The sequence below is a fragment of the Streptomyces sp. NPDC003247 genome (assembly GCF_042888135.1).
GTDB lineage: Bacteria > Actinomycetota > Actinomycetes > Streptomycetales > Streptomycetaceae > Streptomyces.
This window is the reverse complement of record NZ_JBIAPF010000004.1, coordinates 800270-813326: the sequence shown is the minus strand read 5'-3', so window position 1 is coordinate 813326 and position 13057 is coordinate 800270. Positions and strand designations below refer to the sequence as shown.

The window sequence follows — 13057 nt, the reverse complement described above, 5'->3', positions numbered from 1 at the left end:
GCACGGGCCCGCGGTATCTCGGTCCGTGGGGCGCCACCCCTCGGGTGCGGGGAGGTGCTGACCCCGGGCGGATGACGCCCCGCCCGGGTCACCAGGTCCTGCCGGCCTGCTCCCGGAGCGTGCGGTTGATCCGGTTGAAGAAGTTGGTCAGCGCGATCTCCAGGACGAGCGCGCCCAGTTGCTCCTCGCCGAAGTGGTCGGCGGCGGCGTCCCAGATCTCGTCGGTCACACCCGGTGCGCCGTCCTGGAGCCGGGTGGCGGCCTCGGCCAGGGCGAGGGCCGCCCGCTCCTCCTCGGTGTAGAAGGGCGTATCCCGCCACGCGACCACGTGGTGCAGCCGCTCCTCCGTCTCACCGGCCTTCTTCGCCGACCGGACCGTGGCGAAGACACAGGGGCTGCAACCGTTGATCTGACTGGTGCGCAGGTGGACCAGGGACAGCAGGTGCTGGTCCACGCCCCCGGCGTGAATCGCCTTGTAGAGGTGCTGGATCGCGGTGATCACATCGGGATCGGCCGGGCCTGTCATACGTGCTTCCATCGGTGCTGCTCCTCCATCGGTTACCCGAGCCCCTTCGGGCGCGTCATCACCCCTGACGGAGCGAAGCCGAGGAAGGTGACAACATGTCCGACACCAGGCCGGCCGACCCGATGACCGAGGCGTCCGAGGCGTTCGAGACCCAGCGCGACCGGCTGCGCGCGGTCGCCTACCGCATGCTCGGATCGCACGCCGACGCCGAGGACGTGGTCCAGGAGGCCTGGCTGCGCCTCTCCCGCCAGGACACGGTGGCCATCCACAACCTCGTCGGCTGGCTGACCACGGTGGTCGGCCGGATCAGCCTCGACGTCCTGCGATCGCGCCGGGCCCGCCCGGAGGCGTTCTACGACGACCGCCTCTCCGAGCACGTGGTGACGCTCGACGACGGTTCCGTCCCCGAGGACGACGCGGTGCTCGCCGACTCGGTCGGGCTCGCGTTGCTCGTCGTCCAGGAGTCGCTCGGGCCGAGCGAGCGGCTGGCGTTCGTGCTGCACGACCTGTTCGCGGTGCCGTTCGAGGAGATCGGCCAGATCCTCGGCAAGTCCACCGCCGCCGCCAAGATGCTCGCCAGCCGCGCCCGCAGGAAGGTGCGGGCGGTCGAGCGGCGGACGGGCGTCGGACGGGAACAGCGCGAGGTGGTCGAGGCGTTCCTGACGGCGGCTCGCCTCGGCGACTTCGAGGGGCTGCTGCGGGTACTCGACCCCGACGTGAAACTGACCGTCGACACCCCGTCCGGTGTGGTCGTCACGCTCGGCGCCACCAAGGTCGCGGCCGGCGCGCAGGTGTCCGCCGGCGCGGCCGCACAGGGCCGGGCGGTGCTCGTCGACGGCCTCCCGGGGATCGTCTCCTGGCGCGAGGACGGCACCCCGCTCTCGGTCGTCGCGTTCACCGTCGCCGACGGCCGGATCACCGGCATCACGATCGTGATCGACCCGGCCGAGCTCGCGCTGATGGACCTGCCGGATCCGGCGTGAGTGCCTGCCGGGGCAGGTCGCGGCCGAGCACCGGAGCCTGTGGATCAGTGACCTGTTCCAGGCTGCGGGGGCGTCAGGGCGTTCGACGAGGTGGCCGCGTCGGGAGCAGGGTCCGGCCCGGTCGAGGGCGACGCGGTGATCCGACGGAGAGGGGCGTGCGGCTGCCCAGGGGGCCGCTGCCCACCGGGTGTGTCAGCTACGGACGAGGAGGCCCGTGAGCAGCACGTTCAGCGCCTGATGCAGGGCGTCCGGGAAGTCCGAGTCCATGAACGCGAAGCCCGGGTCGGCGTCATAGACGGCGCGCACCGCGGGCGCCGGGTGGGTGTGCGTCCACAGGCCGCAGATCAAGACGACGATCAGGTTGGCGCCCTGTTCGGAACGCGGTCGATCGAGCTCGGGGAAGAGGTGCCGCAGCAACTCGGCGAATCCGAGCAGACTGTCGCGGGCGCCTTGCTTGTACCGGGTCGCGACCTCGACGGAGATGTTGTGCTCCAGTACGCCGGCCTGGGCGCTGAGCAGTTCACACAGCATCGGTCGGGCGGCGAACGACGCGGCCAGCCCGGATGCCGCGGCTTCGATCCTGACGTCCAGAGGGTCGCGCGCGTCGACCAGTGAGCGGAGCTGTTCGCCCTCTTCCGCCAGCAAGTCACGGGCGCTCTGGTCGAGCAGGTCGAGCAGCACGGCTTCACGTGTTTCGAAGTAGCGCAGCACGTTGGACTTGGCGAGCCCGACACGGCGGCTCAGCTCATTGAGGCTCATCGCGGAGACCGGCATCTCGGCGAGCATCGCTGCGGCGGTCCGCAGGATGCTCTGCCTACGCGCCAAGCGCTGTTCCTCACTCCTCGCCCGCTGGAAGGTGGCCATGTCCGGAGTCTACAGACTGGCAGTCTCTTGATTAGAGACCGCCGTCCTCTTGTGTTCAGACCGTCGGTCTCTTATGTTGGTGGCAGGACGAAGCCCTACCCGACCGTGGACGGGCCTGCGTGCGTCGGTGTGCGGCAGCCCTGGCGCATCCACGCGACGGCGGCGGAAGCCGCCCGCCATCCGGCCAACGGCCCGCACACCGGGCCCGAAGCGAACGAGGGAACTCTCATGTCGAACAAGGTTGCACTGGTCACAGGAGCCTCCTCCGGTATCGGTGAGTCCACCGCACTCCGGTTGCAGCAGGCGGGATTCACCGTGTACGGCGCCGCGCGACGCGTCGACCGCATGGGCGCGCTCGCCTCCGCAGGCGTACGCACGCTGGCCCTGGACGTCACCGACGGCACTTCGGCGAAGCACGCGATCGGCAGGATCATCGAAGACGAGGGGCGTATCGACGTCCTGGTCAACAACGCCGGGTACGGCTCCTACGGGGCTCTGGAGGACGTCCCCCTGGACGAGGCCCGTGCCCAGATCGACGTCAATCTCTTCGGCCTGGCCCGCCTCACCCAGCTCGTGCTGCCCCACATGCGTACCCAGCGCAGCGGCACGATCGTCAACATCAGCTCCATGGGCGGGCGCTTCGCCACCCCGATGGGCGCCTGGTACCACGCCAGCAAGTTCGCCGTGGAAGGGCTCAGCGACGCGCTCCGGCTCGAACTGAAGCGGTTCCACGTCGACGTCGTCCTCATCGAGCCCGGCTCGATCCGTACCGAGTGGGGCGCGATCGCGGCCGACAAGCTGCGCGCCGTCTCCGGTCGCGGCCCCTACGCCGCGCAGGCCGAGGCCATGGCGAAGTCCCTGGAAAGCAGCTCCCAGGGCGCCCGGAAAGCCTCTCCCCCTTCCGTGATCGCGGAGGCGGTGACCAAGGCCGCCACGACCCGCCGCCCGCGCGTCCGCTATCGCGTCGGCTTCGGCGCCCGCCCTCTGATCCTGCTCAGTCGGCTCCTGCCCGCCCGCGCGTTCGACACCCTCATCAAGCGAGGCGCCGGCGTACCGGCGTGACCCCCGGCCCAAAGCAAAGGTCCCCTGGAGCCCAGCCCAGCCCAGCCCGGCCCCGCCGAGCCTCGCCCCACTGAAGAGCCGTGGCACCGGCTGCCCGCCTGCTGCTGGATGACGTGGGCCGTCAATCCGCGTTCGCAACCTCTTTCCTGGCTCGTGACGCCGGAAACGAGGATGCCGGCGGTGGCCGCCGTGGCCCTCAGTGGTTCGAGCCCTTGAACCGATGATCAGAGACCTGTTCCCGTGCTGTGCGCCACTGTGACCGAGTCTGCTCGACCACGCTGTCCCACTGCTGGCGGACCTCGTGGTCGGAAGGGCGGTCGCCCTGACGGATCCGGCTGAGTTCGTCTCGTACCTCTCGTCCCAGTGCTGCCGATGCGACCAGGCCGAGCATGGCTGCGAAGAGGGCGGAGATCATCGCGAAGACGGCACCGACCACCCCGTAGCGCGCGACGGAGGAGTTGAAGAGATGCGGCATGTAGATCCTTGCACCCACTGAATAAGCCACCGCCAGAATGGCGCCGGTGACGCCGAAGGGAATCAGGTCCGGCCAGTTGATCCGCTTCGCTGACAGGATCCAGCCACTCCAGACGAGGAATACGGCAGTCACCGGTAATCCACACACCAAGGCGGCGACACCCAGCGCGCCCCTGCCGAGGAGCGTGGAGAGCAACGCGCTGACCGCTCCATAGCCGCCGAGAGTGAGGATCCACCACAAGCCGTTGCGCGTGTTGCGCATACTGAGGGGCTTGAGTTCCCATGCCTGTTCGAAGAGTCGCTGCGCGGCTCGCGCGAAACTCAGTACCGAGATCGTCAGAAACGCGACCCCGAAGATGCCCACGCTCGCACTGGTCCCTTCGGCAGGAGAGAACAGCGAGTTGACTGCCGTGGCGCTTGCTCCGGTGAGGTTGAAGCGCTTGATGATCCGCTGTGCGGCATCGTAGTGCGCGAAGACAGCGCCGAGAAGGATGGAGAGCGGGACCAAGGTCGTCAAGGCGCTGGACGCCAGTGCCATCGAGCGGTCGAAACCCATGATCTTCTGAAACCGGTTGATGACCCGCAACGCGAAGGCCGGCCGCAGCCAGAACGTCAGCGTTCTGACGAGGCGCTCTCGATTGATCCCCGCCGTGCTGCCCTCCGTGAGAATCGGGTCCTTTGTGGGCGACGCGAGCATAACGGACGGTCGCCGGACCGATGAAGGACGACACGAGAAGCAGCACGCCGACCGCACGACTACCGATGCCTCACATCATCACTCAAGTCCGCTGGGCTTTTGGAGATCGGAGCTGAAAGGGGAACGGCTGCCGGCGTGTTGTTGGTCAGGGCCGCAGGTGGGCGAGGAGTTCGTCACCGGCGGGGTATCGCCGTTCCTGGGGAAGCAGCCGTGTCGCGGAGTCCAAATCGCCGCGATGGACGAGTGTGCGGATTTCTCGGGCGAGTGGAGTCACGTCGCTGATGGACACGATCCACTCGTCCGCGTAGCGCGACGATGCCTCGCCCGAGAGTCCGAGTTGCAGCGAGCGGTGCGGCAGGGGACGCAAGTTCAGGTCGCGTTCGGGGTCCCACTGGACACGGGCCGGTGCGCGCTTGAGTTCACGCTGCCAGGTGCCGCGATCGGGATGCAGGCCGCGAACGTAGCTCGACAGGCAGGCGTGGCGCAGCGCCCAGTCGAAGCCGACGCGAGCGATCTCGACGGCAAGAACGGTCTCCTGCCCGGCACTGGTGCCCCAGTTGGAGCGGTACATCATCCACAGGAAGCTGGGTTTGATCCACGTCATGCGATCCCGCAGCCACGTGGAGGGAAAGCGGCCGTCGCGGACGGCGGTCACCCCGATGCCAGGGGCATAGGCCTGGTAGACGGTGATCGTGGACGCCGTGTGGAGCGCACGGATTTCACGGTGCGGTTCTTCCATGGCGTACAGCCTGGGATCGGCCGGCTCTGGTGGCCACCGATTTTCGACCGCGGCTTGCTGCCCGCTGCGACGGAGCAGGACGCCCCCGGTCCGTTCCCACCAGGGCATCCGCTGCGTGTGGCCGGTCAGGCCCCGACCACGTGCAAAGGTCCGCTGCGAAGCGGCCGGTGACTTCGATGGCTTCTGCACCGAGGAACACTCCGCCCGGTACGCCACCTACTACGCACGTGACGCACGAGCCCGACCCTTCACTTCAGCAATTGCACGCCTGCTCCTGTGAGCCGGCGCGGCTGTTGTTCGAGGGGACGTGAGGGACGGCGGAGCCCGGGTCGAAACCTGCGAAGGCCAAGCCGATGACGAAACCCGCCACCTCCTCCAACTGGCGGACGCGGTCCAGTGTCCCCAGAGTCGCCGGAACTCCGCCGACGTCACGGACCAGTTCGCCGACGACGTGCAGTGCGGTCGCGTCGTCACCGCACATCGCCACCGTCACACGGGGCCGGCCACCACGGAGCGGCCTCGTCCACTGGCCGGCGGGGAAAAGATGGAACGCCTTCACCACCCGGGCTCCCGGAGCAAGTCCGGCGATCCGCCTCGCCATCGACTCGCCGTGTCCGGTGAGCACCGCTATGAACTGGTCGCCGATTGCCGTTTGCGCGCGGCCACCGATCTCTTCGCCCATACCTGGGATCCCGTTGTGCTGGCGGCGCTTCGTACGGGACCGTGCCGGCGCCGCGAGGTGCGCGCCGCGATCGGCGGTATCAGCGACAAGGTCCTGACCGACGCCTTGCACCGTCTGCTCGCGGGCGGACTGATCGAGCGCCACGCGCATGCCGAGGCGCCGCCGCGCGTCGACTACTCCCTGACCGGCTTGGGGCAGAGCCTGGTCGAGGGCCCGATGACGGCGCTCGGACACTGGGTGATCGAGCACGGCGACGAACTTCTTGAAGCCCAGGAGAGGAGTTGCACAGGGTCTGTGAGCGAGGCCTGACGTGGGTCCTCCGGCCGCGTTCACCGGCCGTTCCCCTCCTGGCGGGGGCGTCCGCCCGTCGGCAGGTCTACTCCACGTCGATGCCGTAGTCCCGCACGAGTTCTTCCAAGCCGCCCGTGTAGCCCTTGCCGCCGAGGACGAAGTCCCAGTCACCGTTGGACCTGCGACGGAAGGAGCCGAGTACCAAGGCGGTTTCGTGCGGCCGTCCGTCGGACACCTCCAGGCGTCCCAGCTCGGTCATCCCTGGATCCAGAAGCCGGATGCAGGCATCTGTGAAGCCGGACAGATCGGCGTTCGGGTTGACCTCCGGGTCGATGGCGGCCACGAGCACGAACCGGTCAGCCGCGTCCGGCAACCCGTCGAAGGACACGCAGATCGCCGCCTTGTCCGGCGCCGCTGCGGGAAGGGCTCGCACGGAGCCGTCCGGCGTCTGAGGGTTGTTGAAGAAGACGAAGTGATCGTCACTGAGGACGCGGTTGCCACCGCAGACGAGAGCACAGACGTCCAAGGCGACGCTGCCGCTCCACGCCATGCCCAGGACGTTGTAGTCGTCCGGTAGCCGAGTGGCCGGCCCGGAGGGCGTCGGCTGTGGTGAGACTGGTTGGCGACCTTCACCGAGCCGCCCACGCAGCCCATGACGATGCAGCAGGTCGACGAGTTCGGGACCCGAGATGAGCTCCAGCGGCTTGCCGTTGGCGAAGGTGTGTGAGCCGGGACCGAACCCTGAGGTCGTCACGAGCACGCCCTTGTTGGCGCCGGCGTCCTGCACAGTTCCGTACAGGTCACGCACGGCGGTGGGTGGCACCGTGTTGCGGTAGCGCTTCACCTGCACGACGATCTTGCCGCCGCGGATCGGTGTCGGATCCAGCGCGTCGACGTCCACACCGCCATCGTTGGAGCGCTGAGTGGTCACGGCCTGCATGCCCATGGCCCGGAAGAGATCGGCAACGAGACGCTCGAAGGCGATCGGATCCATGGTGAGCAGGTCCGGCTCCTCATCGCTGCCGTGCGCGACGACGCGGTTCCCGACATCCCGCGGCCGTCTACCCGGCCGTACGGGCGTCAGTTGGTCCGGTCGGGTCGAGAGCTGCCCGCGCACCGCGTCAGCCAGGCAACTGCACGCGTCCACCTGCGCCAGGTGCAAGTCACGGAACGCGGAGCGCGAGGCCATGACGGTGGAGAGGAAGATCTGGCCTGGTCGGCCCGTGGTGGGGTCGTGCCCGTCGACGAACCCGTTCAAGGCCACTGACTCCAGGGCAGCCAGCTCATCCGCGGCGAACAACTCGTGCAGAACCAGCAGCATGCACTGCGCGAGAACCTCCCTGTACAGGGCCCGCCGCTGGCCTACTGGGCGGGGAGTCTCCTTGTCCTGGTCGGTCCCCGACACGTACCGAACGGACTTGACCTCCGGCACGACGCCGTATCCGGGCAACTCCCAATCGAGTACCAGTTGCCGGGCTGACGGGTCGTAGGCTGCTGCCACCTGGCGTGGGAAACCTTCCGGCCATGCGGTCGAGGCGTAGAGAGCGGCCGAGAAGTACTCGACCACGGAATCGGGATCCTGACGCCTTACGCCGTCAGTGATCGACACGACGCCGGCGTTGTGCCGCCGTACGTCAGCCAGCTGAGCATCGGCCCACTGCTGGTACTCCCGCTGGTACGACGCCAGCTGCTGCTGCCGGTGAGCCTCAGCGGCCTGGGCCGCCTGCCAGTCCCGCTCGAAGCGTGCTCGTGCTTCGGCCTGCGCCCGTGCCCGGCTGCTCGCAGTCCAGCCGCTCTGCGTTTGGTAGTGAGGGAGATCCGGCATGGGCACGGGCTGTGCCAATGGCCCTGGGGCGAACGGCTGGACTTCCTCCGGCCGCATGAGAGCAGCAGCCCTGAAGGCCGGAGCCTGGCAGCCCGACGCGAGAAGCGCCTGCAACGACGCCACCTGCGCGTCCAACTCCTCCGTGCGCCGTAGAGCCTCTGCCTGCCGGTACTCACGGTGGCTCTGGGCGGCTCGCCGTTGGTAGGCCCGCGCTTGCTGTTCCTGCTGTCGCCGCCGCCTGGCTTCGGCTTCCAGCTGGCGCTGCTGCTGCCGTTGCATCTCGGCCCATGTACCGACATATCCAGTAGAGCGACGACTCATGTGCGGCAGGCCCTCCCCAGGACGTCGACAGCCGAAAGGCACTTTGGTTGTCCCCACAACCAGTTGTAATGAGACGACTCTATCCAGCAACGGCCGTCCCGCATATCCACTCGCAGGGAGAAGCCCTGGGGCATCCCCGCAGGTCAACTTGACCGGAGGGTAACCAGGACCGTGCCTGGGCGAGGTACCCGAACGGTCGCCTTCGGCCAGCACCGGACTCCCTGTGTGCGTCCGTCACGGAGATGACCGCCAGAGAGGCTTGACGTGGGTCATCAAGCCGCTTTCACAGCCAAGCCCTCGTCAGCGAAGGGGGATCCGGACTCTGCGCCGCCCGACTGCCGCCCCGGGAACGGCCCGGTAGCCGGTAGCCGGTGCCGGTAGCCGGTAGCCGGCTCCGGTCCATGGGGTGCGTGGGGAAGTGTGCCGCCGGGGTCACTGTCCTCCGGGGGCCTTGATGGACAGGACGCGATCGCGCAGTACGGGGAGCTCGGAGCGGATGCGGGCGACCTCTTTCATGTCGACCTCCACCGTCACCGTCTCCTCCGCGGTGCGGGCCTCGCCCAGGACGGTTCCCCAGGGGTCGACGATCACACTGTGTCCGGCCTGACGGACACCGTCGTGGGTGCCCGTCGCGCAACAGGCCAGGAGGAAGACCTGCTCCTCCAGGGCCCTCGTACGGGTGAGGAGCCGCCAATGGCCGAGCCGGGCGGCGGGCCACGCGGCGGGCACCACGATCAGTTCCGCGCCCGCGTCGAGCAGGCCCCGGAAGAGTTCGGGGAAGCGGAGGTCGTAGCAGACGGCAAGGCCGATGACACCGAAGTCGGTGGGCGTGGTGACGATGTCGGCGCCGCCGCCCATCAGGGTCGCCTCGCCGGTGTCGAAGCCGTATCGGTGGATCTTGCGGTAGCGGGCGCGCAGTGCGCCGGCCCGGTCGAAGAGGAGAGCGGTGTTGTACAGCGTCCCGTCCCCGTCCCGCTCGACGATCGATCCGGCATGGAGCCAGGCTCCGGCCCGACGGGCGGCGGCGGACATGACCTCGGCGGTGGGCCCGTCGACCCCTTCGGCAGCGCGCCCCCAGCCGTCGTACGACCATGCTCCGGCCGTCCACAGCTCCGGCAGGACCACGAGGTCGTCGCCCGCCCGGCCGCGGACCAGCGCAGCCGCCCTGCGACGGCGCTCGTCGACGGAGTCCGACGCGTCGACCGACAGTTGTACCAGCGAGGCACGCACGGCGCTCACCTCCGCGACCGCGTCCGCACGGTCCAAGGGAACCTGTTCCCCTACGAGCGTAGGCAGCAGCACGCGCGTCTCGCTTCCCGTGGCGGGCGGGGCGGTCTCGGACACCGGATTCCCGTCCGGTGGCGGAGGGAGCGGTGCTGCGACGCGATGCCGGAGATCCGCGTCCCCGTACGTGCCGGTCAACTCCGACGCCCTACCGTGCTGTTGCCGCTGGAGACAGTGCGGCCCGGCCCTTGAGGACGTGCTGATCCACCCGCGCGGGGAGGCCGCATAGGGTGGCCCCCATGCCTGCCCCGTTGAGTCCCGAGAGGACCCGCGCCGCGCTCCGCTCGTCCGCGCGCATATCCGTCGACCTGCTGTTGCTGCTCGTCATGCTCGCCGTGGCCCTGTGGGTCCTGGGCCGGATGTGGTCGGTGGTCTGGCCGCTCGTCGTCGGCCTGCTCATCACGACGCTGACCTGGCCCCTGGCGCGTTTCCTGCGCCGTCACGGGTGGCCTCCCGCCGTGGCCGCGTCGGCGGTGACCGTGCTGTTCCTGCTGGTCGCCGTGGGCGTCATGGCGCTGATCGCCGTCCCGGTGGCGTCCCAGTCCGGGGAGCTGACCGACGGCGTGGTCGAAGGCCTCCAGAGACTGCGCGAGTGGGCCTCCGGGCCGCCGTTGAACATCGGCGACGACCAGATCACGAAGGCCTTCGACTCCGCGGTCGCCCGCGCCCAGGACGGCCTCGGCAGCATGGTCACCACGGTCGTCACCGGGGTGAGCACCGTGGTCAACGGTGTCGTCACCGCCGTCCTGGCGGTGTTCCTGATGTTCTTCTTCCTCAAGGACGGGCCGCGGTTCCTGCCGTGGCTGTCCCGGCAGTTGCCCGGCCGTCTCGCCACCGACGTCCCGGTCGTGGCCGAGCGCAGCTGGGAGACCCTGGGCGCGTTCGTGCGGTCCCAGGCGGTCGTCGGCCTGCTCGACGCCGTCCTGATCGGCCTCGGCCTGTGGATCCTGGACGTGCCGTTGGTGCTGCCGCTGGCGGTGCTGACCTTCGTCTCCGCGTTCGTGCCGATCGTGGGCGCCCTGTTCGCCGGTTTCGTCGCGGTGCTCATCGCCCTGGTGTCGAACGGTCTGACCGACGCGCTGATCGTGCTGGCCGTCATCGTGGTCGTGCAGCAACTCGAGGGCAACGTGTTCCAGCCGATGATCCAGAGCCGGGGCCTCGGCCTGCACGCCGCGGTCGTCCTCCTCGCGGTGACGCTGGGCGGAAGCCTCGCCGGCATCGTGGGCAGCCTGCTCGCCGTGCCGGTCGCCGCGGTGATCGCCGTGGTCTGGAACCACGTGCGCGAGCAACTCGGGGACCCGCCGCGGGACCTGGACACCGACGAGTCGCCCACCGGCGCCGCCGTACCGTCCTGACGGACATGCGCCGGCCGGTGCGGGCCGGTTCCGGTGCGTGCCGATTCCGGTCCGGGCCGGTTCCGATCCGTGCCGGGTCGGGCCGTGCCGGGTCGGGCCGTGCCGGGCCCGGCGCGGCGTCGTCGTCGGCGTCCGCATGCGGATGCCGTCCCCGTTCCGTCATCCGCGGAAACGAGGAGCGACCTCCACGCGTCGACACCATCTCGCCGGCCATCACCGCAGGTCCATGTGACCGGCGAGCCGCCAGGGCCGCGCCGGGCGGCGGGGCGCGTAGGCTCGCCGCGGTGATCACCGACGGAGTCAGGAGATGGTCATGAAGCGGCTCGTCACCGTCGTCACGGGCGGCAGCCGGGGAATCGGCGCCGCGGTCTGCCGACGGCTCGCGGCCGACGGGCACGATGTGGCGGTGGGGTACGTCCGTGACGCCGACGCCGCGGAGGCGGTGGCCGAGGCGGTGCGGGCGGCCGGTGTCCGCGCCGTCGCGGTGCGGGTCGACACCTCGGTGGAGGCCGACGTGGAGCGGCTCTTCTCGGTCGCGGAGGACCGGCTCGGGCCGGTGACGGGCCTGGTGAACAACGCCGCCGTCACCGGTCTCCTCGGGCCCCTGGTCGACGCCGGCACCGACGACCTGCGCCGCGTCGTGGACGTCAACCTGCTGGGCGTGCTGCTGTGCGCGCGGCGGGCGGCGCAGTTGATGACGCCTCGGGGCGACGGGGTGATCGTCAACATCTCCTCGGCGGCCGCGACACTCGGCAGTCCCGGCGAGTACGTCCACTACGCGGCGACCAAGGCAGCGGTGGACGCCCTCAGCGTGGGCCTGTCCAAGGAACTCGGGCCCGACGGAATCCGGGTCAACGCGGTGGCGCCCGGCGTGATCGACACGGAGATCCACGCCGCGATGGGCGATCCGGAACGGCCCCGGCGGGCCGCCGCCTCCATCCCGCTGCGGCGGCCGGGCCAGGCCGAGGAGATCGCGGCGGCGGTGGCGTGGCTGATGTCACCCGAGGCGTCGTACACGACGGGGGCGGTGCTGCGGGTGGCGGGAGGCCGGTAGGCCGGGCCTCGGCGGGCGGTGGGGGTGGAGGGGCGGCGGGAGGTTCTGTGTGTGGGGAGGGGCGGGGGAGAGCCTCCGTGTGCGGGGAGCGGGCGGGGGGAGGTTCCGCGCGCGGGGGTGGACGGCGGGCGTCAGGCCGCCTCGACCACCTCGTCGCGGATCGCCGCCGCCCACTCCACCACCAGCAGCTCGTACTCGACCCGCTCCTGCGCCGACAGGGACCCGCCCGAGCGCCGCCACAGGGCCCGGATCTGCTCGTTCAGCTCGGCGGCAGACCGCACGGAACCAGGGATGGAAGATGTGGGGGACATGTGCCACAGCGTAGGCGCAAGCACTGACACTGCGCTACCGGCCGACTACGCGGACCGTACGGGTTCGGTCACCGCCGTCGTCCGGCCGGACCGGGCGACCGGGTGACCGGTGGTGCGCGGGCGGGTTCCGTACGGCTCGCTCACGCTGCCCGTCGTCAGCGGCGAGCGGGGTGCCGCGTACCGGGCGCCGCCTGCCGCACCCGCTACGGGCGGCACGTGACGTCGGCCGCACGTCGAAAGCCGAGCGGCGGGCCGGTGGTGCGTCGCGCGTGGCCGGCGGTGTGTCGCCCGTGGCGGGCGGGGCGGCTGCCGATCGCGCTGTGGCCGGTCCACGCGGACGGTGTCCGTGGGCGTGGGCGGTGGGTGTTCGGGTCCTGGGGCGGGTCCTGGGGTGGGTCCCGTGGCCGTGTCCTGCCCGGCGCGAGCAACTGGGGGCGAGGCGCCGAGTCCGTCGCGGGGCCTGCCGTCGTCCAGCGCGCCGACCTCCTCGTAGGGCCTCGGCCGATCAACCTTCGAGCGCGCCGGTCACGCCGTCGTCGAGTCCCGGCGGACCCGTGACCGGAAACCGAGCCCGCCGTTTCCCGCCGGG

The 13057-nt window shown here is 70.1% G+C and carries 13 protein-coding genes; 5 read left to right on the top strand and 8 right to left on the bottom strand.

The window, feature by feature from the left end; translation table 11 throughout:
* Positions 1–88 precede the first annotated feature (88 nt).
* Positions 89–538 carry a carboxymuconolactone decarboxylase family protein gene (locus tag ACFYWQ_RS17270; RefSeq protein ID WP_389517258.1) on the bottom strand — a complete coding sequence of 150 codons (450 nt, stop codon included), beginning with the start codon at positions 536–538 and terminating at the stop codon, positions 89–91.
* An 83-nt stretch (positions 539–621) separates the two neighbouring features.
* Here ACFYWQ_RS17270 and ACFYWQ_RS17265 point away from each other — a divergent pair, with 83 nt between their 5' ends.
* Positions 622–1509, top strand: a complete 888-nt coding sequence (locus ACFYWQ_RS17265) for a sigma-70 family RNA polymerase sigma factor (protein WP_389517256.1) — start codon at positions 622–624, stop codon at positions 1507–1509.
* 192 nt (positions 1510–1701) lie between these two features.
* Here the strand turns inward: ACFYWQ_RS17265 and ACFYWQ_RS17260 are convergent, their stop codons facing one another.
* Positions 1702–2373 (bottom strand): TetR family transcriptional regulator, encoded by a 672-nt coding sequence (locus ACFYWQ_RS17260; RefSeq protein WP_389517254.1) that lies wholly within the window; start codon positions 2371–2373, stop codon positions 1702–1704.
* 228 nt (positions 2374–2601) lie between these two features.
* On the opposite strand from ACFYWQ_RS17260, the gene ACFYWQ_RS17255 reads away from it, so the two are divergent.
* Positions 2602–3435: an oxidoreductase gene (locus tag ACFYWQ_RS17255; protein WP_389517252.1), complete on the top strand. Its 834-nt coding sequence runs from the start codon at positions 2602–2604 to the stop codon at positions 3433–3435.
* A gap of 196 nt (positions 3436–3631) precedes the next feature.
* On the opposite strand, the gene ACFYWQ_RS17250 is transcribed toward ACFYWQ_RS17255, so the two are convergent.
* From ACFYWQ_RS17250 to ACFYWQ_RS17240, 3 genes are all read right to left on the bottom strand, one after another.
* Positions 3632–4606 (bottom strand): hypothetical protein, encoded by a 975-nt coding sequence (locus tag ACFYWQ_RS17250; protein WP_389517250.1) that lies wholly within the window; start codon positions 4604–4606, stop codon positions 3632–3634.
* Between the two features lie 145 nt (positions 4607–4751).
* Positions 4752–5345 (bottom strand): DUF4291 domain-containing protein, encoded by a 594-nt coding sequence (locus ACFYWQ_RS17245; RefSeq protein WP_389517248.1) that lies wholly within the window; start codon positions 5343–5345, stop codon positions 4752–4754.
* Positions 5346–5598: 253 nt separating this feature from the next.
* Entirely contained in the window at positions 5599–5838 is a 240-nt protein-coding gene (locus tag ACFYWQ_RS17240; RefSeq protein WP_389517246.1) for a hypothetical protein, read from the bottom strand.
* A 117-nt stretch (positions 5839–5955) separates the two neighbouring features.
* On the opposite strand from ACFYWQ_RS17240, the gene ACFYWQ_RS17235 reads away from it, so the two are divergent.
* On the top strand, positions 5956–6336 hold the full coding sequence (locus ACFYWQ_RS17235; RefSeq protein ID WP_389517244.1) for a winged helix-turn-helix transcriptional regulator: 381 nt from the start codon (positions 5956–5958) through the stop codon (positions 6334–6336).
* A gap of 67 nt (positions 6337–6403) precedes the next feature.
* Here ACFYWQ_RS17235 and ACFYWQ_RS17230 read toward each other — a convergent pair whose 3' ends face one another.
* Positions 6404–8464 (bottom strand): restriction endonuclease, encoded by a 2061-nt coding sequence (locus ACFYWQ_RS17230; protein ID WP_389517242.1) that lies wholly within the window; start codon positions 8462–8464, stop codon positions 6404–6406.
* A 432-nt stretch (positions 8465–8896) separates the two neighbouring features.
* A complete protein-coding gene (locus ACFYWQ_RS17225) occupies positions 8897–9694 on the bottom strand; it encodes a nitrilase-related carbon-nitrogen hydrolase (protein WP_389517454.1) in 798 nt (265 codons plus the stop codon).
* 293 nt (positions 9695–9987) lie between these two features.
* Between ACFYWQ_RS17225 and ACFYWQ_RS17220 the strand changes: the two genes are divergently transcribed.
* Complete coding sequence (locus ACFYWQ_RS17220; protein ID WP_389517240.1) at positions 9988–11103, top strand: AI-2E family transporter; 1116 nt, start codon at positions 9988–9990, stop codon at positions 11101–11103.
* 313 nt (positions 11104–11416) lie between these two features.
* Entirely contained in the window at positions 11417–12157 is a 741-nt protein-coding gene (locus tag ACFYWQ_RS17215; RefSeq protein ID WP_389517238.1) for an SDR family NAD(P)-dependent oxidoreductase, read from the top strand.
* 131 nt (positions 12158–12288) lie between these two features.
* Here the strand turns inward: ACFYWQ_RS17215 and ACFYWQ_RS17210 are convergent, their stop codons facing one another.
* Complete coding sequence (locus tag ACFYWQ_RS17210) at positions 12289–12468, bottom strand: hypothetical protein (protein WP_389517236.1); 180 nt, start codon at positions 12466–12468, stop codon at positions 12289–12291.
* Positions 12469–13057 lie beyond the last annotated feature (589 nt).

Excerpts from the sequence above, each read along its gene's own strand:
- ACFYWQ_RS17270 (WP_389517258.1), bottom strand. The coding sequence starts at position 538 with ATGGAAGCACGTATGACAGGCCCGGCCGATCCCGATGTGATCACCGCG.
- ACFYWQ_RS17265 (WP_389517256.1), top strand. The coding sequence starts at position 622 with ATGTCCGACACCAGGCCGGCCGACCCGATGACCGAGGCGTCCGAGGCG.
- ACFYWQ_RS17260 (WP_389517254.1), bottom strand. The coding sequence starts at position 2,373 with ATGGCCACCTTCCAGCGGGCGAGGAGTGAGGAACAGCGCTTGGCGCGT.
- ACFYWQ_RS17255 (WP_389517252.1), top strand. The coding sequence starts at position 2,602 with ATGTCGAACAAGGTTGCACTGGTCACAGGAGCCTCCTCCGGTATCGGT.
- ACFYWQ_RS17250 (WP_389517250.1), bottom strand. The coding sequence starts at position 4,606 with ATGCTCGCGTCGCCCACAAAGGACCCGATTCTCACGGAGGGCAGCACG.
- ACFYWQ_RS17245 (WP_389517248.1), bottom strand. The coding sequence starts at position 5,345 with ATGGAAGAACCGCACCGTGAAATCCGTGCGCTCCACACGGCGTCCACG.
- ACFYWQ_RS17230 (WP_389517242.1), bottom strand. The coding sequence starts at position 8,464 with ATGAGTCGTCGCTCTACTGGATATGTCGGTACATGGGCCGAGATGCAA.
- ACFYWQ_RS17220 (WP_389517240.1), top strand. The coding sequence starts at position 9,988 with ATGCCTGCCCCGTTGAGTCCCGAGAGGACCCGCGCCGCGCTCCGCTCG.
- ACFYWQ_RS17215 (WP_389517238.1), top strand. The coding sequence starts at position 11,417 with ATGAAGCGGCTCGTCACCGTCGTCACGGGCGGCAGCCGGGGAATCGGC.
- ACFYWQ_RS17210 (WP_389517236.1), bottom strand. The coding sequence starts at position 12,468 with ATGTCCCCCACATCTTCCATCCCTGGTTCCGTGCGGTCTGCCGCCGAG.